The organism is Pantoea sp. sgz302252, from assembly GCF_047713085.1.
Classification (GTDB): domain Bacteria; phylum Pseudomonadota; class Gammaproteobacteria; order Enterobacterales; family Enterobacteriaceae; genus Scandinavium.
In genome coordinates this window covers 72,814-94,680 of the sequence record NZ_JBLFJW010000013.1, presented here as the reverse complement: position 1 = coordinate 94,680, position 21,867 = coordinate 72,814, and the positions used below count along the sequence as shown (strand labels likewise).

The 21,867-nt window shown below is 53.6% G+C and carries 19 protein-coding genes; 12 read left to right on the top strand and 7 right to left on the bottom strand.

Annotation, left to right across the window (positions count from 1 at the left end; translation table 11 throughout):
* Positions 1-8 precede the first annotated feature (8 nt).
* From ACLW56_RS12140 to fucR, 5 genes are all read left to right on the top strand, one after another.
* Entirely contained in the window at positions 9-602 is a 594-nt protein-coding gene (locus ACLW56_RS12140) for a nucleoside triphosphate pyrophosphatase (protein WP_330984029.1), read from the top strand.
* On the top strand, positions 592-2,061 hold the full coding sequence (gene rng, locus ACLW56_RS12135) for a ribonuclease G (RefSeq protein ID WP_330984028.1): 1,470 nt from the start codon (positions 592-594) through the stop codon (positions 2,059-2,061). The genes ACLW56_RS12140 and rng overlap by 11 nt, the downstream gene beginning before the upstream one ends.
* 27 nt (positions 2,062-2,088) lie before the next feature.
* Complete coding sequence (gene yhdP, locus ACLW56_RS12130) at positions 2,089-5,886, top strand: AsmA2 domain-containing protein YhdP (RefSeq protein WP_330984027.1); 3,798 nt, start codon at positions 2,089-2,091, stop codon at positions 5,884-5,886.
* An 86-nt stretch (positions 5,887-5,972) separates the two neighbouring features.
* Positions 5,973-7,418 carry a metalloprotease TldD gene (gene tldD, locus ACLW56_RS12125; RefSeq protein ID WP_330984026.1) on the top strand — a complete coding sequence of 482 codons (1,446 nt, stop codon included), beginning with the start codon at positions 5,973-5,975 and terminating at the stop codon, positions 7,416-7,418.
* 61 nt (positions 7,419-7,479) lie between these two features.
* Positions 7,480-8,199: an L-fucose operon activator gene (gene fucR, locus ACLW56_RS12120; protein ID WP_330984025.1), complete on the top strand. Its 720-nt coding sequence runs from the start codon at positions 7,480-7,482 to the stop codon at positions 8,197-8,199.
* Here the strand turns inward: fucR and aaeR are convergent.
* Complete coding sequence (gene aaeR, locus ACLW56_RS12115) at positions 8,196-9,122, bottom strand: HTH-type transcriptional activator AaeR (protein WP_330984024.1); 927 nt, start codon at positions 9,120-9,122, stop codon at positions 8,196-8,198. The two genes, fucR and aaeR, sit on opposite strands and share 4 nt — an antisense overlap.
* A 131-nt stretch (positions 9,123-9,253) precedes the next feature.
* Here aaeR and aaeX point away from each other — a divergent pair, with 131 nt between their 5' ends.
* The 5 genes from aaeX to ACLW56_RS12090 all read left to right on the top strand — a co-directional run bounded on the left by aaeX (position 9,254) and on the right by ACLW56_RS12090 (position 14,320).
* On the top strand, positions 9,254-9,457 hold the full coding sequence (aaeX, locus tag ACLW56_RS12110) for a p-hydroxybenzoic acid efflux pump operon protein AaeX (protein ID WP_330984023.1): 204 nt from the start codon (positions 9,254-9,256) through the stop codon (positions 9,455-9,457).
* Between the two features lie 7 nt (positions 9,458-9,464).
* Positions 9,465-10,397: a p-hydroxybenzoic acid efflux pump subunit AaeA gene (gene aaeA / locus ACLW56_RS12105; RefSeq protein WP_330984022.1), complete on the top strand. Its 933-nt coding sequence runs from the start codon at positions 9,465-9,467 to the stop codon at positions 10,395-10,397.
* A gap of 5 nt (positions 10,398-10,402) precedes the next feature.
* Positions 10,403-12,370 carry a p-hydroxybenzoic acid efflux pump subunit AaeB gene (gene aaeB / locus ACLW56_RS12100; protein WP_330984021.1) on the top strand — a complete coding sequence of 656 codons (1,968 nt, stop codon included), beginning with the start codon at positions 10,403-10,405 and terminating at the stop codon, positions 12,368-12,370.
* 167 nt (positions 12,371-12,537) lie between these two features.
* Positions 12,538-13,992 carry an NAD-dependent succinate-semialdehyde dehydrogenase gene (locus tag ACLW56_RS12095; RefSeq protein WP_330984020.1) on the top strand — a complete coding sequence of 485 codons (1,455 nt, stop codon included), beginning with the start codon at positions 12,538-12,540 and terminating at the stop codon, positions 13,990-13,992.
* Between the two features lie 52 nt (positions 13,993-14,044).
* A complete protein-coding gene (locus tag ACLW56_RS12090) occupies positions 14,045-14,320 on the top strand; it encodes a hypothetical protein (RefSeq protein ID WP_330984019.1) in 276 nt (91 codons plus the stop codon).
* A 48-nt stretch (positions 14,321-14,368) separates the two neighbouring features.
* On the opposite strand, the gene yhcN-B is transcribed toward ACLW56_RS12090, so the two are convergent.
* The 3 genes from yhcN-B to argR all read right to left on the bottom strand — a co-directional run bounded on the left by yhcN-B (position 14,369) and on the right by argR (position 15,852).
* Positions 14,369-14,635, bottom strand: coding sequence for a DUF1471 family stress response protein YhcN-B (gene yhcN-B / locus ACLW56_RS12085; RefSeq protein WP_330984018.1), 267 nt, complete (start codon positions 14,633-14,635; stop codon positions 14,369-14,371).
* Positions 14,636-14,743: 108 nt separating this feature from the next.
* On the bottom strand, positions 14,744-15,007 hold the full coding sequence (yhcN, locus tag ACLW56_RS12080) for a peroxide/acid stress response protein YhcN (protein WP_330984017.1): 264 nt from the start codon (positions 15,005-15,007) through the stop codon (positions 14,744-14,746).
* A 374-nt stretch (positions 15,008-15,381) separates the two neighbouring features.
* Positions 15,382-15,852, bottom strand: a complete 471-nt coding sequence (argR, locus tag ACLW56_RS12075; protein ID WP_330984016.1) for a transcriptional regulator ArgR — start codon at positions 15,850-15,852, stop codon at positions 15,382-15,384.
* 415 nt (positions 15,853-16,267) lie between these two features.
* Here argR and mdh point away from each other — a divergent pair, with 415 nt between their 5' ends.
* On the top strand, positions 16,268-17,206 hold the full coding sequence (mdh, locus tag ACLW56_RS12070) for a malate dehydrogenase (RefSeq protein WP_330984015.1): 939 nt from the start codon (positions 16,268-16,270) through the stop codon (positions 17,204-17,206).
* Between the two features lie 219 nt (positions 17,207-17,425).
* On the opposite strand, the gene degS is transcribed toward mdh, so the two are convergent.
* The 3 genes from degS to zapG form a co-directional block, all read right to left on the bottom strand.
* A complete protein-coding gene (gene degS / locus ACLW56_RS12065; RefSeq protein ID WP_330984014.1) occupies positions 17,426-18,484 on the bottom strand; it encodes an outer membrane-stress sensor serine endopeptidase DegS in 1,059 nt (352 codons plus the stop codon).
* An 85-nt stretch (positions 18,485-18,569) separates the two neighbouring features.
* Complete coding sequence (gene degQ / locus ACLW56_RS12060) at positions 18,570-19,943, bottom strand: serine endoprotease DegQ (protein ID WP_330984013.1); 1,374 nt, start codon at positions 19,941-19,943, stop codon at positions 18,570-18,572.
* A 174-nt stretch (positions 19,944-20,117) separates the two neighbouring features.
* On the bottom strand, positions 20,118-20,516 hold the full coding sequence (gene zapG / locus ACLW56_RS12055; protein WP_330984012.1) for a Z-ring associated protein ZapG: 399 nt from the start codon (positions 20,514-20,516) through the stop codon (positions 20,118-20,120).
* A 189-nt stretch (positions 20,517-20,705) separates the two neighbouring features.
* On the opposite strand from zapG, the gene zapE reads away from it, so the two are divergent.
* On the top strand, positions 20,706-21,839 hold the full coding sequence (gene zapE / locus ACLW56_RS12050) for a cell division protein ZapE (protein WP_330984011.1): 1,134 nt from the start codon (positions 20,706-20,708) through the stop codon (positions 21,837-21,839).
* Positions 21,840-21,867 lie beyond the last annotated feature (28 nt).

The window sequence follows — 21,867 nt, the reverse complement described above, 5'->3', positions numbered from 1 at the left end:
AGGTTTCTATGACAATGCTTTATCTTGCTTCCGGCTCACCGCGTCGTCAGGAGCTGTTGACTCAGTTAGGTGTGCGTTTCGAACGTCTGCTGCCCGGCATTGAAGAGCAGCGTCAGCCGCAGGAAAGCGCTCAGCATTACGTTGTCCGCCTGGCGCGTGAAAAAGCACAGGCAGGTGTGGCGCTGGCTGCGAAGGATTTACCGGTACTTGGCTCAGACACCATTGTGGTGCTCAACGGCGAAGTGCTGGAAAAGCCTCGCGATGCCGAACATGCCGCCACCATGCTGCGCCAGCTTTCCGGTCAAACGCATCAGGTGATGACCGCCGTCGCGCTGGCCGATCGCCTGCAAACCATTGATTGTCTGGTGACCACGGAAGTGATGTTCAGAGTATTGTCAGAAGACGATATCGTCGGGTATATCGCCAGCGGCGAACCGATGGATAAGGCAGGTGCATACGGTATTCAAGGGCTGGGTGGCTGTTTTGTCAGGAAGATAAAGGGCAGTTACCACGCCGTAGTCGGCTTACCGCTGGTGGAAACGTATGAGTTGCTGAGCAATTTTAACTCACTGCGTGAGCAAAGGGATAAACATGACGGCTGAATTATTAGTGAACGTAACGCCCTCGGAAACCCGCGTGGCTTACATTGATGGCGGTATTCTGCAAGAGATCCACATCGAGCGCGAAGCGCGCCGTGGGATCGTAGGCAATATCTACAAAGGTCGGGTGAGCCGTGTCCTTCCCGGTATGCAGGCGGCATTTGTAGATATTGGCCTGGACAAGGCCGCATTTCTTCACGCCTCAGACATCATGCCCCACACCGAATGCGTCGCTGGTGAAGAGCAGAAGCAATTCACCGTCCGGGATATCTCGGAACTGGTGCGTCAGGGTCAGGATCTGATGGTGCAGGTGGTGAAAGATCCGCTGGGTACCAAAGGCGCGCGCCTGACCACTGACATCACTTTGCCTTCCCGTTATCTGGTCTTCATGCCTGGCGCTTCTCACGTCGGGGTTTCCCAGCGAATCGAAAGTGAAGCTGAGCGCGAACGCCTGAAAAACGTGGTGACGGAATACTGTGATGAGCAGGGCGGTTTTATCATTCGTACCGCTGCGGAAGGCGTGTGTGAAGAAGATTTGGCCTCCGATGCCGCTTATCTCAAGCGCGTCTGGACGAAAGTCATGGAGCGTAAAAAACGTCCGCAGACGCGTTATCAGATGTACGGTGAGTTAGCGCTTGCCCAGCGTGTGCTTCGCGATTTTGCGGATGCCCAGTTGGATCGTATCCGCGTAGACTCCCGTCTGACCTTCGAATCGCTGATGGAATTCACGGCGGAGTATATGCCGGAGATGACCAGCAAACTGGAGCATTACAGCGGTCGTCAGCCTATTTTTGATCTCTTCGACGTTGAGAATGAAATTCAGCGTGCGCTGGAGCGTAAAGTCGAACTCAAATCGGGCGGGTATCTGGTTATCGATCAGACTGAAGCCATGACAACGGTCGATATCAACACCGGTGCATTTGTTGGGCACCGTAATCTCGACGACACCATTTTCAACACCAATATCGAAGCGACCCAGGCCATCGCCCGCCAGCTTCGTCTGCGCAATCTCGGTGGGATCATCATTATCGACTTTATCGATATGAACAACGAAGATCACCGCCGCCGGGTGCTGCACTCGCTGGAGCAGGCTCTGAGCAAAGACCGCGTAAAAACCAGCATTAACGGTTTTTCACAGCTGGGTCTGGTTGAAATGACCCGTAAACGTACGCGTGAAAGCGTTGAGCATGTCCTCTGTAATGAATGCCCAACCTGTCACGGACGTGGCACCGTGAAAACTGTCGAAACCGTCTGCTATGAAATCATGCGTGAAATCGTGCGTGTGCATCATGCCTATGACTCTGATCGCTTCCTGGTCTACGCTTCTGCTGCAGTGGCGGAGACCTTAAAAGGTGAAGAATCACATGCGCTGGCAGAAGTGGAAATCTTCGTGGGCAAACAGGTAAAAGTTCAGATTGAGCCGCTCTACAATCAGGAACAATTCGACGTAGTGATGATGTAGTTTGCTGGCTGCGACAAGGAGAGAAGCGTGAGGCGCTTGCCTGGAATCTTACTGATCACGGTGGCAACATTGATTGTTATCGTCGCGCTACTGGTCAGTGGCCTGCGTCTCGTATTGCCGCAGCTGGATAAATGGCGTCCTGAGCTGCTTGAAAAAATTGCCCAATCCACCGGCCATCCGGTCGATGCCTCTCAGATTAAAGCCAGTTGGGAAAATTTCGGCCCAACGCTTGAAGTTCGCGATATCAAAGCTGGTCTTCGTGATAACGGCCAGCTCTCCGTAAAACGCGTCACTCTGGCGCTGGATGTGTGGCAAAGCCTGCTGCATTTTCGCTGGCAGTTCCGTGAGCTGACCTTCTGGCAGCTGCAAATCCGTACCAACACTCCACTGCAGCATAATGACGGCAGCGGCAAGCTGAAAACGGACCGCATCGGCGATCTGTTCCTGCGTCAGTTCGACCAGTTTACGCTTCGCGATAGCCATCTCAGCTTCCTCACGCTTTCCGGACAACGTGCCGAACTGGCTATTCCCCAACTGACCTGGCTGAATGACAAGAATCGCCATCGTGCCGAAGGGGAACTGAGCCTCTCAAGCCTGACCGGGCAGCACGGTGTGATGAAAGTGCGTATGGATTTACGCGATGAAAACGGTCTGCTGAACGAAGGGCGCTTGTGGGTTCAGGCGGATGACATTGACGTTAAACCCTGGCTGGGCCGTTGGATGCAGGACAACATTGCGCTCACCTCAGCACGGTTTAGTCTTGAAGGCTGGATGACCCTCGATAAAGGCGACATCGCCAGTGGGGATGTGTGGCTGAAGAAAGGCGGTGCGAGCTGGGAAGGCGATAAACACCCGCATGACCTTTCGGTCGATAACCTGACCGCCCACTTATCCCGCGAAAAATCAGGCTGGTCCTTCCATGTGCCGGACACTCGTATTGCCATCGATGGCAAACGCTGGCCGCAGGGTGCGCTTGCCATGGCCTGGATACCCGATCAGGACGTGGGCGGCAAAGATAACGTGCGCAGTGATGAGTTACGCATCCGCGCGAGCAATCTGGAACTCAACGGCCTTTCCGGGCTGCTGCCGATAGCGGAGAAACTCTCCCCTTCATTCGGTGACATCTGGGAAACCACGCAACCTGCCGGGCAGATCGATTCTCTGGCGCTGGATATTCCTCTTCAGGCTACCGAAAAGACCCGTTTCCAGGCCGCATGGAGCAATCTTGGCTGGAAACAGTGGAAGCTATTGCCAGGTGCTGAACATTTTTCTGGCCGCGCGGAAGGCAGCGTAGAAAACGGTCAGGTTAACGTCAGCATGGAAAACGCCAAAATGCCGTACGAGACGGTATTCCGTGCGCCGCTTGAAATCGCCAAAGGCGTGGCGAATTTGTCGTGGGTGAAGAATGACAAAGGCTTCATGCTGGATGGCCGTGATATCGACGTCCAGGCCAAAGCGGTGCATGCCCGGGGCGGTTTCCGCTGGCTGCAGCCTGAGGGCGATGAACCCTGGCTGGGTATTCTGGCGGGGATCAGTACCGACGATGGCAGTCAGGCCTGGCGCTACTTCCCGGAAAACCTGATGGGCAAAGAGCTGGTCGATTACCTCAGTTCGGCCATCAAAGGCGGGCAGTCCGACAACGCGACGCTGGTCTACGGCGGTAACCCGCATTTGTTCCCGTATAAGCATAACGAAGGCCAGTTCCAGGTATGGGTGCCGCTGCATAACGCGACTTTTGCTTTCCAGCCAGACTGGCCTGCGCTGACCAACCTGAATATCGACCTCAACTTCCTCAACGACGGATTGTGGATGCAGGCCGACAAAGTGGCGCTGGGCGGCGTGACGGCTTACAACCTCAATGCCGCCATTCCGGATTACTCGAAAGAGAAGCTGATTATCGACTCGCAAATCAGCGGGCCGGGCAAAGCTGTTGGCCCGTATTTTAAAGATACGCCGTTGAAAGATTCCCTCGGTGCAACGCTTGATGAACTACAGCTGGATGGCGATGTGAATGCTCGCTTACATCTCGATATCCCGCTGAACGGCACTCAGGTGTTAGCGAAAGGCGACGTGAAGCTCAATAACAACAGCTTGTTTATTAAGCCGCTCGACAGCACCTTAAAAAATCTCAGCGGGGGATTCAGCTTTGAGAACGGCGACCTGAAAAGTGGGCCGATGACGGCCAACTGGTTTAATCAGCCGTTAAAAGTCGATTTCTCCACGACGGAAGGGGCGAAAGCTTACCAGGTCGCGGTGAACATGGATGCCAACTGGCAGCCGACCAAAATGGGGGTTTTACCCAAGCAGATAAACGATGCCGTCAGTGGCAGCATTCCGTGGCAAGGCAAAGTGGCCATCGAGTTGCCGTACAAAGGCAATGCCAGTTACAAAGTCGATTTAACGGGTGACCTGAAGAATGTGAGCAGTCGCTTACCTGCGCCTGTCGATAAAAAAGCGGGCGAACCGCTACCGGTGAAATTAAACGTTGAAGGGGGATTAACCCGCTTTGATTTGACTGGCAGTGTCGGCGCTAAAGATTATCTGAATAGCCGCTGGCTGCTGAATAAGAAACTTACGCTGGACCGAGCTATCTGGGCTTCCGACAGCCGTAGCGTGCCGCCTTTGCCAGATACCGCTGGTGTTGAACTGAACCTGCCGCCGATGGACGGTGCACAATGGCTGGCGTTGTTCCGCCAGGGCGCGGCCGATAGCGTGGGCAGTGCAGCCGCTTTCCCTGAGCGTGTTACGCTGCGTACCCCTGCGCTGACCATGGCAGGACAAAAATGGAATAACCTCAGCCTCGTTTCCCAGCCAGTCCTGGGCGGAACGCAGATTGATGCTCAGGGCCGGGAGATTAATGCTTCGCTGACGTTACGCGACCATTCGCCGTGGCTGGCCGCCATTCGCTATCTCTACTATAACCCGTCGTCAACGACCACAACGGGTGCGCCAGTGGGCAACAATCTGTACAGCAAAGATCGTGTTGATTTCCAGGGCTGGCCTGACCTGCAATTGCGCTGTGCAGAGTGCTGGTTGTGGGGACAAAAATACGGCCGTATCGACGGCGATTTTGCGATTAAAGGCAACACGCTATCGCTGGCAAATGGTCTGGTGGATACCGGGTTTGCTCGTCTGACAATGGACGGTGAATGGGTCAATGTGCCTGGCAGTGAACGTACTTCGATGAAGGGTAAACTGCACGGCGACAAGATTGATTCCGCGGTGAATTTCTTTGGCGTGTCGACCCCGGCGAAGGGCTCTTCTTTTGACTTCGACTATGACCTGCACTGGCGAGATGAGCCGTGGACGCCAGACGTTGCTTCCCTGAATGGCATTCTGAAAGCGCGTTTGGGTAAAGGTGAATTCACCGATATCAGCACGGGTCACGCGGGCCAGTTGTTACGTCTGTTAAGTGTGGATGCGCTGTTACGCAAGCTGCGCTTCGATTTTAGCGATACCTTCAGCGAAGGGTTCTATTACGATTCCATTCGCAGTACCGCCTGGATTAAAGACGGTACCTTGCACACAGACGACACGCTGGTGGACGGTCTTGAAGCCGACATTGGCATGAAAGGATCAGTGAATCTGGTGCGCCGTGAACTGGATCTGGAAGCCATCGTGGCACCGGAAATCTCAGCTACGGTAGGGGTTGCCACCGCCTTTGTCATCAACCCGATTGTCGGTGCGGCAGTGTTTGCTGCCAGCAAAGTGTTGGGGCCGCTGTGGAGCAAAGTCTCCATTCTGCGCTACCACATCTCGGGTCCTATCGATCAGCCGCAAATCAATGAAGTCCTGCGCCAGGCGCGCGGGGATAAAAAGCAATGATTTGACGGGCGTTACAATTTACCTCACTCTCAATAGATAAAACTGATTTTCCGCGACCTTCGCGGCAACTAACGAGTAGCAAAACGATGAGTCTTAACCTGGTAAGTGAACATCTGCTGTCGGCGAATGGCCTGAGTCATCAGGACTTGTTTGCCATACTTGGCCAACTGACTGAGCGCCGTCTTGATTATGGCGATCTCTATTTCCAGTCGAGCTATCACGAATCCTGGGTGTTAGAAGACAGCATTATCAAAGACGGCTCGTACAACATCGATCAGGGTGTTGGCGTACGTGCCGTTAGCGGCGAAAAAACAGGTTTCGCCTATGCCGATCAGATTAGCCTGCTGGCTCTTGAGCAGAGCGCTCAGGCAGCGCGCACCATCGTGCGTGATAATGGCGACGGCAAAGTTCATGCGTTTGGTGCGAAAGAGCACACTTCGCTGTATACCAGCATCGATCCGCTGCAAAGCATGAGCCGCGAAGAGAAGCTCGACATTCTGCGTCGTGTGGATAAAGCGGCACGTGCAGCAGACAAGCGAGTGCAGGAAGTGTCCGCCAGCCTGACCGGCGTTTACGAACTGATTCTGGTTGCAGCCACTGACGGCACGTTGGCGGCAGACGTTCGCCCGCTGGTTCGTCTGTCGGTCAGCGTGCTGGTGGAAGAAGACGGCAAACGCGAGCGTGGCTCCAGCGGCGGCGGCGGTCGTTTTGGTTACGACTATTTCCTGGCTGATGAAAATGGCGACGTGCGTGCCGATGCGTGGGCAAAAGAAGCCGTGCGCATGGCGATGGTCAATCTCTCTGCCGTAGCAGCGCCAGCCGGAACGCTGCCAGTGGTTCTGGGCGCAGGTTGGCCGGGCGTGCTGCTGCACGAAGCGGTAGGTCACGGTCTGGAAGGCGATTTCAACCGTCGCGGCACGTCCGTATTCAGCGGTCAGATGGGGCAACTGGTTGCTTCAGAGCTTTGTACGGTTGTCGATGATGGCACCATGAGCGATCGCCGTGGTTCCGTGTCCATCGATGATGAAGGGACGCCGGGTCAGTACAACGTGCTGATCGAAAATGGCGTGCTGAAAGGCTACATGCAGGACAAACTGAACGCGCGCCTGATGGGCGTGGATCCTACCGGGAACGGTCGCCGTGAATCCTATGCACACTTGCCAATGCCACGTATGACCAACACGTATATGCTGGCAGGGAAATCGACTCCGCAGGAAATCATCGAATCTGTTGATTACGGCATCTACGCGCCAAACTTCGGTGGCGGCCAGGTCGATATCACTTCGGGTAAATTTGTGTTCTCAACCTCCGAAGCGTACCTCATCGAGAAAGGCAAAGTGACCAAAGCGGTGAAAGGCGCGACGCTGATTGGGTCCGGCATTGAAGCGATGCAGCAGATTTCCATGGTCGGTAACGACCTGAAACTCGATAACGGCGTGGGTGTCTGCGGTAAAGAAGGCCAGAGCCTGCCGGTTGGCGTAGGCCAGCCGACGCTTAAGGTCGATAACCTGACCGTCGGCGGAACGGCATAGCATTCCATACGGGCCTGCACTGACTTGCAGGCCCGCTGGCCTTTTTTGACGGAGACCGAAGATGAAGGTCATTCGCCATCAGCAAATTATCACCCTTCTCGAACAAACCCAGACGCTCACTACGGATGAACTGGCGGTTGCCCTCAGCGTCAGTAAAGAAACGGTACGCCGTGATTTGAGCGAGCTGCAACAGCAGGGAAAAATCCAGCGCAGCCACGGGCGTGCACGCATCATTCGGCGTAATAATCAGGGAAATGAATCCCCGTTCCACACGCGTCTCAAAAGCCATTACGCCCACAAATCGGACATCGCCCGGCATGCTTTGGCCTGGATTGACGAAGGGATGACGATTGCGCTGGATGCCAGCTCCACCTGTTGGTTTCTGGCCCGTCAGCTTCCGGATATCAACCTGACCGTTTTCACCAACAGCCATTTAGTGTGCATGGAACTGGGGAAACGCGAGCATATCAGGCTTATCAGCTCCGGTGGGCAGCTCCAGCGCGAATATGGCTACTACGTGATCCCGGCGCTCGTGCCGCAGCTCAAAGCGCTGGATATCGATCTGTTTATCTTTTCCTGTGAAGGCGTTGATCGTAGCGGGGTGATGTGGGATTCCAGTGCGCATAACGCCAGCTATAAATCACTGCTTCTCAAGCGGGCGTCGCAATCTTTGCTGCTGATGGACAAGAGCAAATTTAACCGCTCAAGCGAAGAGCGCATTGGCGCGCTCAGTGAAGTGACGCACCTGATTTCAGATGCAGAGCCGGAACAGGTGCCCTAAGATTTTCCCCGGCCGCTGATGCCCTGGAACTGTTTCGCGACATCGACGAAATAGTCCGTCAGATAGTTGATACAGACCTGAACTTTAAGCGGCAGCTTATCTTTCTCGGTGTAGACCGCATAAACCGGGCGTGGGTCAGACTGATAACGCGGCAGCAAGATCTCCAGCTCGCCACGATTGATCTCGTTGATCACCCACATCAGCGGCACAAAGGCGATCCCGGCTCCGGCGGTCAGCCAGCGGTTGAGCGTCATCGGATCGTTGGTCACAAAGCGGCCCTGAGGGATAAGCTTCGTGGAAAGGCCCTCCGGCGCAATAAGCTCAAACTCATTGTGCGGACGGATGCTGTATTCCAGCCAGGAATGGCTGGCGAGATCGGCAGGTTTTTCCGGTGTGCCGGCCTGTTGCAGATAACTTTTTGCCGCGCAAAGCACCATGGGCATTGAGCCCAGGCGGCGTGAAAACAATCCGGAGTCCTGAAGTGCGCCGACGCGAATCACCAGATCCAGACCGTCAGCAATTAAGTCAGGCGCAGGGATGCCGGTGACCAGATTGACGGACAATTCAGGGTACTCTTTCAGCATTTCTGCAGTAATCTTTGCGAGCACATTTTGTGCCATGGTTGAAGAACAGCCAACCCGCAGCGTGCCAATCGGTGTGTTGTTAAAGGCATAAAGCTGCTCGTGAACATCCTGAACTTCGTGCAGCATTCGACGACAGCCCTGATAATAAATCTTACCGGCTTCTGTCAGCCCGATGCTGCGCGTGCTGCGGTTCAGCAGCTTAACTTGTAGCTCATCTTCCAGCCTGGAAACGGTCTGGCTTATCGAGCTAACGCTCATTTCCAGCTGTCTTGCAGCCGCGGTAAAAGAGCCCCGTTCCACCACTTTGGCGAAAACCGACATGCGTTTTAGTCGTTCCATTGTTCACTCTGACTTAAAAGTGATTTAGATCACATAATATAGATCACGTTATAACAGTTACGTTAATATACTGTCAGTTGAATAATTAAAGCTTCACTACTCTCACCTGCACTCTCTACATCAAGGTCAACATGAGTCTGTTTCCCGTCATCGTGATTTTCGGTCTCTCGTTTCCGCCGATCTTCTTCGAGTTGCTATTGTCGTTAGCCATTTTTTGGCTGCTTCGCCGGGTGCTTGCCCCTACCGGGATCTATGATTTTGTCTGGCATCCTGCGCTTTTTAATACTGCGCTGTACTGCTGTTTGTTCTATCTGATATCGCGCTTGTTCGTCTGAGGTCGCTGTGAAAACACTAACAAGAAAAATTACCCGTACGGCCATCACGCTGATGATGGTAGTGTTGGCCTTCATCGCTATTTTCCACGCCTGGGTCTATTACACCGAATCGCCGTGGACGCGAGACGCCCGTTTCAGTGCGGACGTGGTGGCAATCGCGCCGGATGTCGCCGGGCTAATCACTGAAGTGAGCGTCAAGGATAACCAACTGGTTAAGAAAAACCAGGTGTTGTTCACTATCGACCAGCCGCGCTACCAGAAAGCGCTCGAAGAAGCGGACGCTGATGTCGCCTATTATCAGGCGTTGGCTGCTGAAAAACGTCGAGAAGCGGGCCGTCGTAACCAGTTGGGGACCATGGCGATGTCTCGTGAAGAGATAGACCAGGCCAACAACATTTTGCAGACCGTTGAGCACCAGTTGGCGAAAGCTCAGGCGACACGCGAGCTGGCACGTCTTGATCTAGAACGTACAGTCATTCGCGCGCCTGCCGACGGTTGGGTGACTAACCTCAACGTTTACACCGGTGAGTTCATCACCCGCGGTTCCACTGCCGTAGCGTTAGTGCAGAAGGGCAGCTTCTATGTGATGGCGTACATGGAGGAAACCAAACTCGAAGGGGTTCGCCCGGGTTATCGCGCCGAAATCACCCCGCTTGGCAGCACCAAAGTCATCAAAGGCACCGTGGACAGCGTGGCCGCTGGGGTAACCAACGCCAGCAGCAGTAGCGATGCCAAAGGCATGGCGACCATTGACTCCAACCTGGAATGGGTGCGTCTGGCGCAACGTGTGCCGGTCCGTATTCATCTCGATGAACAGCAGGGGAATTTGTGGCCTGCAGGGACGACCGCCACAGTGATCATCACCGGCGCGAAAGACAGAGACACGAGCCAGATGTCTTTCTTCCAGAAGCTCGGTATGCGTCTGCGTGAGTTCGGTTAATCGTTATGGGCATTTTCTCCATTGCCAACCAGCACATTCGCTTTGCGGTCAAACTGGCCTGCGCGATTGTACTGGCGCTGTTTGTTGGTTTTCACTTCGAGCTTGAAACCCCACGCTGGGCCGTTCTGACCGCGGCAATTGTCGCGGCGGGCCCAGCGTTCGCCGCAGGGGGGGAACCGTATTCTGGTGCGATTCGCTACCGTGGCATGCTGCGTATCTGCGGAACGTTTATCGGCTGTATCGCGGCATTAACCATCATCATCCTGATGATTCGCGCTCCGCTGCTGATGGTAATGGTGTGCTGTCTGTGGGCCGGATTCTGTACCTGGGTTTCCTCTCTCGTTAAAGTTGAAAACTCCTACGCCTGGGGCCTCGCAGGCTACACGGCGTTGATCATCGTGATCACCATTCAGAATCAACCTTTGCTTTCCCCACAGTTTGCCGTTGAGCGCTGTAGCGAGATAGTCATCGGGATTGTCTGTGCGATCGTCGCCGATCTGCTGTTTTCCCCGCGTTCCATTAAGCAGGAAATTGACCGTGAGTTGGATGCGCTGCTGGTGGCGCAATATCAGCTCATGCAACTGTGCATCCGCCATGGTGACAGTGAAGAAGTGGATGCCGCATGGGCCGCTCTGGTGCGCAGAACTCAGGCGCTGGAAGGCATGCGCAGCAACCTGCATATGGAATCTTCCCGTTGGGCGCGTGCCAATCGCCGTCTTAAAGCTCTGAATACTCTGTCGTTAACGCTGATCACTCAGGCGTGTGAAACCTACCTGATCCAGAACACCCGCCCGGAGTTTATTACCGAGGAATGGCGGGAGATGTTCGAAGTGCCGGTGGAAAACGTGCAGGATGTTCACAAGCAGCTCAAACGGATGCGCCGCATACTCGCCTGGACGGGTCAGCATGACACGCCCATTACGCTTTATACCTGGATTGGTGCGGCGACTCGCTATCAGTTACTGAAGCGTGGGGTTGTGGGCAATGCCCGAGTGAACGCGCGTGAAGAAGAAATTTTGCAGGGCGAAGCGGTGGTGAAAGTTGAATCCGCCGAACGTCACCATGCGATGGTTAACTTCTGGCGTACCACGCTTTCCTGTGCGCTGGGGACGCTCTTCTGGCTGTGGACCGGCTGGACGTCAGGCAGTGGCGCGATGGTGATGATTGCGGTTGTGACTGCACTGGCGATGCGCTTGCCGAACCCGCGAATGGTGGCGATAGATTTCCTGCTTGGCACCATTGCCGCACTGCCGCTGGGCGCGCTCTATTTCCTGGTGATCATTCCCTCAACTCAGCAAAGCATGCTGCTGTTGTGTATCAGCCTTGCAGTATTGGCGTTCTTCATTGGGATTGAAGTACAGAAACGCCGGCTGGGATCGCTCGGTGCACTGGCCAGTACCATCAATATTCTGGTGTTAGACAACCCGATGACGTTCCACTTCAGCCAGTTCCTCGACAGCGCGCTCGGTCAACTGGTGGGCTGTTTCCTTGCCCTGATGGTGATCCTGCTGGTGCGCGATAACTCTCAGGCCCGCACGGGCCGGGTACTGCTGAATCAGTTTGTGTCCGCCGCCATTTCGTCGCTGACCACCAACAAAGCAAGACGTAAGGAAAACCATCTGCCCGCGCTGTATCAGCAGCTGTTTATGCTGTTGAACAAATTCCCTGGGGATCTGGCGAAGTATCGTCTGGCGCTGAACCTGATCATCGCTCATCAACGTCTGCGCGATGCGCCCGTCCCGGTGAACGATGATTTATCGGCGTTCCACCGTCAGCTACGACGGACTGCGGATAAAGTTATTTCGGCCAGCAGTGATGACAAACGCAGCCGGTATTTCGGGCGACTGCTGGAGGAGCTGGATATCTACCAGCAGAAGCTGGAGGTCTGGGAAGCGCCGCTACAGGTCACGGAGCCGGTGAAAAGACTCACCGGGATGCTGCGAAAATATCAGCATGCATTGACGGTGAATTAACGCCCGGTCGCTTTGCTTACCAGGCCTACCGAATAGCCCTTGTAGGCCCGCGCAAACGAAGTGCCGCCGGGCAAAGCTTCGATCTGCAATCTGACCGACGCCAAAAGCGTCGGTTTTTTTATGGCTATACTTAACTGTTATCACAGGACACCACGGTCGGAGGAATCATGACAACGCAGGCACTCCAGGATAACGAACTTTTTCAAACGGGTTTTTTTGTTGATGGCGTATGGAAACCTCTTGAGACGACATTCGACGTCGTCAACCCGGCAACAGGAGAAGTGATAGCCCAAGTAGCGAAAGCAGGTAAGAAAGAAACCGAAGCCGCGATTGCTGCAGCAAGCAAAGCTTTCCCACTCTGGCGAGCGAAAACGGCGAAAGAGCGCTCTGAAATACTCTATCGCTGGTATCACTTAATCATCGAGAACAAAGCCTGGCTGGGCAGATTGATGACCACCGAGCAGGGCAAGCCGATAAAAGAAGCGGAAGGCGAAGTAGAATACGCCGCAAGCTTTATTCAGTGGTTTGCCGAGCAAGGCAAACGTGCAAATGGCGAAATCATTCCGCCTGTCAAACCCGGTTCCCGAATTCTGGCGACTCGCGAACCTGTGGGTGTCGTCGCGGCCATCACGCCGTGGAATTTCCCGATGGCAATGCTAACTCGCAAACTGGGCCCGGCGTTAGCTGCGGGGTGTACCGGGGTTATCAAGCCTGCCAACAATACGCCGCTTAGTGCCTTTGCTCTCCTGCAGTTAGCCAAAAAAGCAGGTGTTCCTGACGGTGTGCTGAATGCCGTGGCGGGTAACACCTCTGAGATCAGTGATGCCATCATGGCCAGTCACGAAGTGCGCAAGATTTCTTTCACCGGTTCGACGGCTGTGGGCAAAACGCTGGTGCGAAACGCGGCAGAGACAATGAAGAAAGTGTCGATGGAGCTGGGCGGCAATGCGCCTTACATCGTCTTTGACGATGCGGACATTGATGCTGCAGTGAAAGGCGCGATTGCCAACAAGTTCCGAAATGCCGGACAGGTGTGCGTCAGCGTTAACCGCTTCTATATTCAGGAAAAGGTCTACGACGAATTTACCCGCAAGCTGGCAGACGCCGTGAATGGCCTGAAAGTGGGGAACGGAGCGGAAGAGGGCGTTGTGGTTGGCCCGTTAATCGAACCCGCTGCCGTCAAGAAAGTGCGTGAACACGTTGAAGATGCCGTTGCCAAAGGGGCAAGCGTGCTCGCCGGGGGCAAAGCCCATGCGTTGGGCGGCAATTTCTGGCAACCAACCGTTTTGGGCGATTGCAGCGATAACATGCAGTTAGCTCAGGAAGAAACGTTTGGCCCGGTCGCAGCCTGCTTCCGTTTCACCAGTGAGGAAGAGGTTATTCAGCGTGCGAATAATACGCCGTTTGGCCTCGCCGCTTATTTCTATACTCAGAATTTACAGCGGGTCTTCCGGGTCTCACAGGCGCTGGAAAGCGGCATGATCGGGGTTAATGAGTGTGCCGTATCCACAGAGCTGGGGCCTTTTGGTGGCGTGAAGGAATCCGGGCTTGGCCGTGAGGGATCGGTGTTAGGGCTGGATGAGTTTTTGGAAGTCAAAACCCTGCATCTTGGGGGATTATAAGCGAATACAAAGGGCGGCCTGTGCCGCCCGTCTGGGGTGAGGCGGGGCATGCATGAAAAGCTATACCTTTGATTTCAACCATATCGGCAATCAAAACGATTTTTACCGTGAGTTTACCCGCACGTTTTCCCTTGCCGGGGTGCAGATTCGGGATCTTGATTCTCTCTGGGAAGCTGTGACCAACAGCCAGTTACCGCTGCCGCTGGAGATCGAGTTTATCCATCTTGACGAGGCACAGCACCGACGCTACGGCGCGCTCATATTGCTGTTTGATGAAGCGGAAGAAGAACTGGAAGGGATGCTGCGTTTTAACGTACGGCATAAATAAAAAAGCCCCCGACAGGCGGGGGCAAGTCGTCAGTAAGACGACGAGGGTTTATTTGTACAGCTCAGCTGTAGCGTGCCAGGTATCGCCTGAACGCGCTTCGATAATGCGGTAGGAAGAAGCCCCTTCTTTTTCAGCTTTGGCAGCCAGTTCATGACGCATGTCCATTGGCGCGCTACCCACCTGAGAAACAGAGACGGTACCCATGGATTGCAGGTTTTGTGCCTGCTCTGCGCTAACCTGATGAACAGCAGCACCGGCGCTGAAAGAAAGAACAGATGCCAGACCCAGGGATGCGATAATCATTGCGTTTTTCATCATCTTTACCTCAATTCATTGATACGCGGCGAGAAGGTTTGAACAGCTTTTTTTATGCCTGGTGCCGCGGGTTTACATTCGTATTTTGCTTCTGACTATAAAGAAAACTTATTTGTACAGCTCTGCAGTGGCGTGCCAGCTTTTACCGGTGCGTGCTTCGATGATGCGGTAAGAAGAAGCACCTTGTTCCTGGGCTTTTTGATCCAGCATCTGATGCATGTCCATCGGAGAAGAACCAACGGCACCGACAGAAACAGTCCCCATCGCCTGGCGATTAGCGGCCTGATCTGCGTTGATAGAATCTGCTGCAAAAGCGCCGAAAGAGAGAACAGAAAGGAGGGTCAATGCGCTTACAGTGGTTTTGATTTTCATAATATTCACCTCGTCGAATTTTTTATCAGGGTCTTGTTTCGTGACCCTCATCACAAAATCAAGTATACACTAATCACTCAAAAAATTAATACCAGGCTAATGATTGCCCATGTAATTAAATGTCAAAAAACGTCATTTTTATAACTAAAAGGCATTAAAAATGCCAGGGAATGCAAAAGTGACCCTATTAAAAATAAGAAAATCATAGAGATAGATGGATTTGATATTTCGTGCGATTTTGCTAACGAGATTCACTGGATGAATACATTAAGGCAGTGAAACGCACTTAATGTTAAAAAAAAGGGAGTTTTATGTAGCGCTTCGGTGCGTTGGGAAGGAGGGAGACTCTCCGGCGCTAACCGGAGAGGGGACGCTTAAAGTTCTTGTTCGAACAACACCAGAATGGCTTCGTACAGATCTTTTACGGTAAAGCCGCGTGCGGGTGTGGTGAAAATGGTGTCATCGCCAGCGATGCTACCCAAAATGCCTTCTGCTTTACCCAAAGAGTCCAGCAGACGGGCAATCAACTGTGCAGCGCCTGGGCTTGTGTGGATAACCACTACGGCATCGTTATAGTCGATGTCCAGCACCAGGTTCTTCAGCGGACTGGAGGTGGTTGGGACGCCCAGTTCAGCAGGCAGACAATAAACCATCTCCATTTTGGCGTTACGGGTACGGACTGCACCGAACTTGGTCAGCATGCGGGAGACTTTAGACTGATTGATATTATCAAAGCCTTCTTCCTGCAATGCCTGGACGATTTCGCCCTGAGAACTGAATTTTTCTTCTTTAAGCAGCGCTTTAAACGCTTTGACTAATTCTTCTTGCTTAGACGAGCTTCGCATAAGTCACCCATATCATGGCGGTAAGAACAACATTATTATGCATACGAATGAATTTTTATGCAAATTATCTGCCATCAATAGGGCTGAAATAATGTTATGAAAGGGAACGATTTTATCAAAAATCGTTATCAAGAAACATGCTTTCGTCACGGCTCGATAATAAGCGAAAAAGTAAATCAATTGTTATGAAAATGATGTTGTTTTGCCCAACTTACTGGGTGTATTGTAACCAGCAGTCGACGGATTACGCCGTCGCGCTAAGCCTGATTCAGGCGGTAAAGTGAGCGATAACAACGCAATGCTGCGGGGAATGCCGCATTCTGTAACGCTGCTTATTGTTATTGTTTACCTTGTGAATTAAGGTTGCCGCAACGGAGTTTCGGTAGATGAAACTAACCATAATAAGGAGTTTAGGATGAAAGTCGCAGTCCTCGGCGCAGCTGGCGGTATCGGCCAGGCGCTTGCCCTACTACTTAAGACCCAACTGCCTTCCGGCTCAGAACTCTCCCTGTATGATATCGCGCCGGTGACACCTGGCGTGGCGGTTGATCTCAGCCATATCCCGACAGCGGTCAAGATCAAAGGCTTTTCCGGTGAAGACGCAACGCCAGCGCTGGAAGGCGCTGATGTGGTGCTGATTTCTGCCGGTGTCGCGCGTAAACCAGGGATGGATCGTTCCGATCTGTTTAACGTCAACGCTGGCATCGTGAAGAATCTCGTGCAGCAGGTTGCGAAAACTTGCCCGAAAGCCTGCATCGGGATCATCACCAACCCGGTTAACACCACGGTCGCGATTGCAGCGGAAGTGCTGAAGAAAGCGGGCGTTTACGACAAAAACAAACTGTTTGGCGTCACCACGCTGGATATCATCCGTTCGAATACCTTTGTGGCGGAGCTGAAAGGCAAACAGCCAACAGACGTTGAAGTGCCGGTTATCGGTGGTCACTCTGGTGTGACTATTCTGCCGCTGTTGTCGCAAATTCCAGGGGTGAGCTTCTCCGAACAGGAAGTGGCAGACCTGACTAAGCGTATTCAAAACGCAGGCACCGAAGTGGTGGAAGCGAAAGCTGGTGGCGGCTCCGCAACGCTGTCTATGGGCCAGGCGGCTGCTCGCTTTGGTCTTTCCCTGGTGCGTGCACTGCAAGGTGAGAAAGGCGTTGTTGAGTGTGCTTATGTTGAAGGTGACGGCGAACATGCTCGCTTCTTCTCACAGCCGCTGCTGCTGGGTAAAAACGGGGTGGAAGAGCGTCAATCTATCGGCAAGCTGAGCGCGTTTGAACAACACGCGATGGAAGGCATGCTCGATACCCTGAAGAAAGATATCGTGCTGGGCGAAGAGTTTGTGAACAAATAAGCACTTTGCCAGTAAAGAGAAACCGGAGCCTGTGCTCCGGTTTGAGACTGATGACAAACCTCTAACGAATACCGTTTTGTCATGGGTGGCAGAACAAAAAATAAGGAAAATCAATTCATTGATTTTCGGCTGCTCACCACAAAGAAGGAAAAACCACGCTTTTTCCTTCTTTGTCAGCAATATGAAACCGGAGCCTGTGCTCCGGTTTTTTTATGGCGGTTAGTTGGTGGCGGGATATTCCTGAATGGTGACCTTGAGCGTCAGTTTCTTATCATCGCGCATGACCACGACAGGGATAACGGAGCCTGGACGAATTTCTGCCACCTGGTCCATTGTCTCCAGCGCCGACACGGCAGGTTTGTCGTCCACGGAGACAATCACGTCGTTCACCTGAATACCTGCTTCCGCAGCCGGGCCACCTGAAGCGACTTCATTCACCACAATGCCCTGAATCTGATCCAGTGCGCCACCCTGAGTGTGGAGCGGGGCAATTTCACGCCCGCTGATCCCAATGTAACCACGAATGACGCGACCATCACGAATCAGCTTATCCATGATTTTTGCCGCCAGCTGGAAAGGAATGGCGAAACCGATGCCTTCCGGCGTTTCCCCGTCGTTGCTCTTATCAAAGGAAAGGGTGTTGATGCCCATCAGTTCGCCGAGCGAGTTGACCAGCGCGCCGCCGGAGTTACCGTGGTTGATGGAGGCATCCGTTTGCAGGAAATTCTGCCGACCTGACGGGTTCAGGCCGATACGCCCCGTGGCGCTGATAATTCCCTGAGTGATGGTTTGGCCCAGATTATACGGGTTACCAATCGCCAGCACGACATCACCGATATGCGGCACGCGTTTGGGATTGATTGGAATAACGGGCAAGCCGCCGCTGGCTGTGATTTTCAGTACTGCCAGATCCGTCAGGGTGTCGGAACCGACCAACAGCGCTTCAAACACGCGTCCATCCTGTAAGGCGACAATGATCTGGTCGGCGTCGTTAATGACGTGCTTGTTGGTGATGATGTACCCGCGCTCGTCCATAATCACGCCCGACCCCAGGGTCAGCATATTATGACTGGTATTATTTAACGCCCGGTTGTAGACGTTCACCACGGCAGGTGCCGCACGTTTCACCGCTTGATTGTAACTGGCAGGGGATTCGTCCGTACTGTCATACGGCGCTGTAGACAGCGGATTAAACTGGCGCAATGACGGCATGGCGGCCAACAGAATGCCACCCACAATACAACCAATCGCGACGGAGCGCAGGAGCTTTACAAGCATGATGCCTTTATCACTGGTAAGGAAACAAGCGCAGCATAGCATGAGTTTTTTGGGCATCGCGTAGAGGATGCCCGAAAAATTTCACTTAACGCAGCAACAGATAAATACTTTCATTGCCGCGCATCACGTTGAGCGCAATGATCGCGGGTTTTGACTCCAGAACTTTACGCATTTCGGCAATCGACTGAACTCGTTCACGGTTGATGCTGATGATGATATCGTCTTTATGTAACCCAACTTGTGCCGCCGCGCTGCCTTTCTCAACTTCATTGAGCACGATACCTTTAGTGCCGTCTTTCATCTGACCATCGCTCAATGACGCACCTTGCAGAGCAGGTGTGATCAGCTCGGCACTGGCGGTAGAGGAGGTGCTTTTATCCAGCGTGACTTCCACATCCAGTGGTTTGCCTGCGCGCAGTAAGCCCAGTTTAACTTTTGTACCTGGCTCGGTGGTGGCAATACGCGAACGCAATTCCGCGAAGCTATTAAGCGGTTTGCCGTTCAGGCTGACTATCACGTCGCCTGATTTAATGCCGGCTTTTGCTGAACCGGAATTTGGCAGAACTTCACTGACAAACGCCCCGCGCTGAATATCCAGATTGAAGGCTTTCGCGATATCGGCGGTCATTTCCATGCCTTTGATACCGAGCAGGCCACGCTTAATTTCGCCGAACTGAATCAGCTGTTTTGCCAGAGTAATGGCCATGTTGCTGGGAATAGCAAAGCCAATGCCGACACTGCCACCGGCGGGGGCCAGAATCGCGGTATTGATACCGACCAGTTCGCCATTAAGATTCAGCAGCGCGCCGCCGGAGTTGCCGCGGTTAATGGAGGCGTCGGTCTGAATGAAGTTCTCCAGACCTTCCAGATTGAGGCCGCTGCGCCCTAAAGCAGAAATAATGCCTGAAGTAGCGGTCTGGCCCAGGCCAAACGGGTTGCCGACGGCCACCGCAAAATCACCGACTCGAATCTTGTCGGAATCGGCAATGGCGATTTGTGTGAGATGATCGGCTTTTTGCAGTTGCAGCAGCGCGATGTCACTTTGGTCGTCGCTTCCCACCAGTTTGGCCTCAAACTCTCGGCCGTCGTTCAGCAGCACGCTGATTTTCTCAGCCTGATTCACGACGTGATTGTTGGTCAGCACGTAGCCCTTTGCCGCATCAATAATGACACCGGAACCCAGGCCTTCAAACGGTTGAGGCTGATCGTTTGGCGCATCATCACCAAAATACTTTTTCAGTTCATCCGGGACCTGCCCGCCAGGGGCCGGTGATGCGGTGCCTTCAACCTGCACGCTCACCACCGCAGGAAGCACTTTCTCCAGCATCGGTGCAAGGCTCGGCAGTTGACCAAGGCCTGGGACCGCTGCAGGCAGAGAGGCAGACACGGGCGCAGCAGCGCCAAGAGACAGTCCAACACTTAACGCTAACGCACTCAATAATAAGGTTTGTTTTTTCATTGATGCTGGCTCTCATTACCTGAGGAGGAGAAAGAAAAAATGCCCATAAACCGTCCGATGTTATTGAATTTTCGGACGCCTAACAATGAGGCGATGATTAAATAATAGCTGGGAAGGAAGAGAAGAGACGGGCGCAAGTGCTGCGCCCGTAAAATAGGATCAGGAAGAGGGTGATCAGTCGCGCTTAACGCCGCTGCGCAGCAGACCAGATGCGCCATCAGAGTAATCGCGCGGCATCTGAACCGGTGCCTGATCGTTGCTGGCTTCAGATTCCGCCAGGCGGTTACGGAACGGGTTTTCTTCTGCGCTCATTTCCGGCAGCAGGTTACTGGAGCTTTTCGCCATGTGCTGGTACAGCTGGCGGTAATCATGCGCCATGTTGTCGAGCAGCTCCGCGCTGCGGGCAAAGTGGCTGACTAACTCTTCACGATATTCGTCCAGCTCTGCTTTGTTCTTTTCCAGTTCGTATTGCAGGGCTTGCTGCTGGCGTAACTTGCGGTTGCCAAAACGCATTGCGACGGCGCCAATGATGATACCGACGACTAAACCAATTAGCGCATATTCCCAGGTCATGAACTTCTCCCGTTGTTTTGTGGTTCCATAGGGTGGCAAAAAGGCTCCTCGCCTGCGCCCGATAACGCCACTATAACCGCTATTCCCGTAGAAGTGGAATCCTGGCGTGTCATCGCGTACTGTAGAACGGCATTTTTTTCGACAACCGTGAACTGCGGCTCGTTGCTTTTCAGGAAATAACAATAACTTATGCAAAGCATGACCCCCACATCGCGATACCTTCAGGCGCTCTCTGAGGGTTCCCATCAACCGGACGATGTACAGCGCAAGGCCGTCTCCCGGCTCGATGTTATCTACCAGGAATTGATGACCCGACCTTCAACCACGCCAGCAGCCAGCAGCGGTGGTTTACGTGCGAAATTCGGAAAGCTCCTGGGGAAACGAGACTCGACGACAGCCGTGACTCCGGTTCGTGGCTTATATATGTGGGGAGGCGTAGGGCGCGGAAAAACCTGGCTGATGGATATGTTTTATCTGAGCCTGCCGGGTGAGCGTAAGCAGCGTCTGCACTTTCATCGCTTTATGCTGCGAGTGCATGAGGAGCTCACGGCGCTACAAGGGCATAGCGATCCGCTGGAGATCGTGGCCGACAGATTTAAAGCCGAAACCGATGTGCTCTGTTTTGATGAGTTTTTTGTCTCAGACATTACCGATGCGATGCTGCTTGGCGGGTTGATGAAAGCCCTGTTCTCACGCGGCATTACGTTGGTGGCGACCTCCAATATTCCGCCAGACGATTTATACCGTAATGGTCTGCAGCGCGCGCGTTTCCTGCCTGCCATCGACGCCATTAAACAGCATTGCGACATCATGAATGTGGATGCAGGCATCGATTACCGTCTGCGCACCCTGACTCAGGCGCATCTGTGGCTTTCGCCGCTGAACGACGATACGCGCCAGCAAATGGACAAACTGTGGCTGGCTTTGGCGGGTGCGAAGCGTGAAAACGCGCCAACGCTGGAAATCAATCATCGACCACTGGCAACCCTTGGGGCGGAAAACCAGACGCTGGCGGTCTCATTCGCTACCCTTTGCGTCGATGCCCGTAGCCAACATGATTACATCGCGCTTTCACGGTTGTTCCATACAGTCATGTTATTTGACGTGCCGGTAATGACGCCGTTGATGGAAAGCGAGGCCCGCCGCTTCATCGCGCTGGTGGATGAATTCTACGAACGCCACGTTAAGCTGGTGGTGAGTGCAGAGGTGCCGTTACATCATATCTATCAGGGTGAGCGCCTGAAATTTGAGTTCCAGCGCTGCCTTTCGCGCCTGCAAGAGATGCAGAGTGAGGAATATTTGAAGCGCGAGCATCAGCCTTAGTGCTCCACCCTCTCCCTGTGGGAGAGGG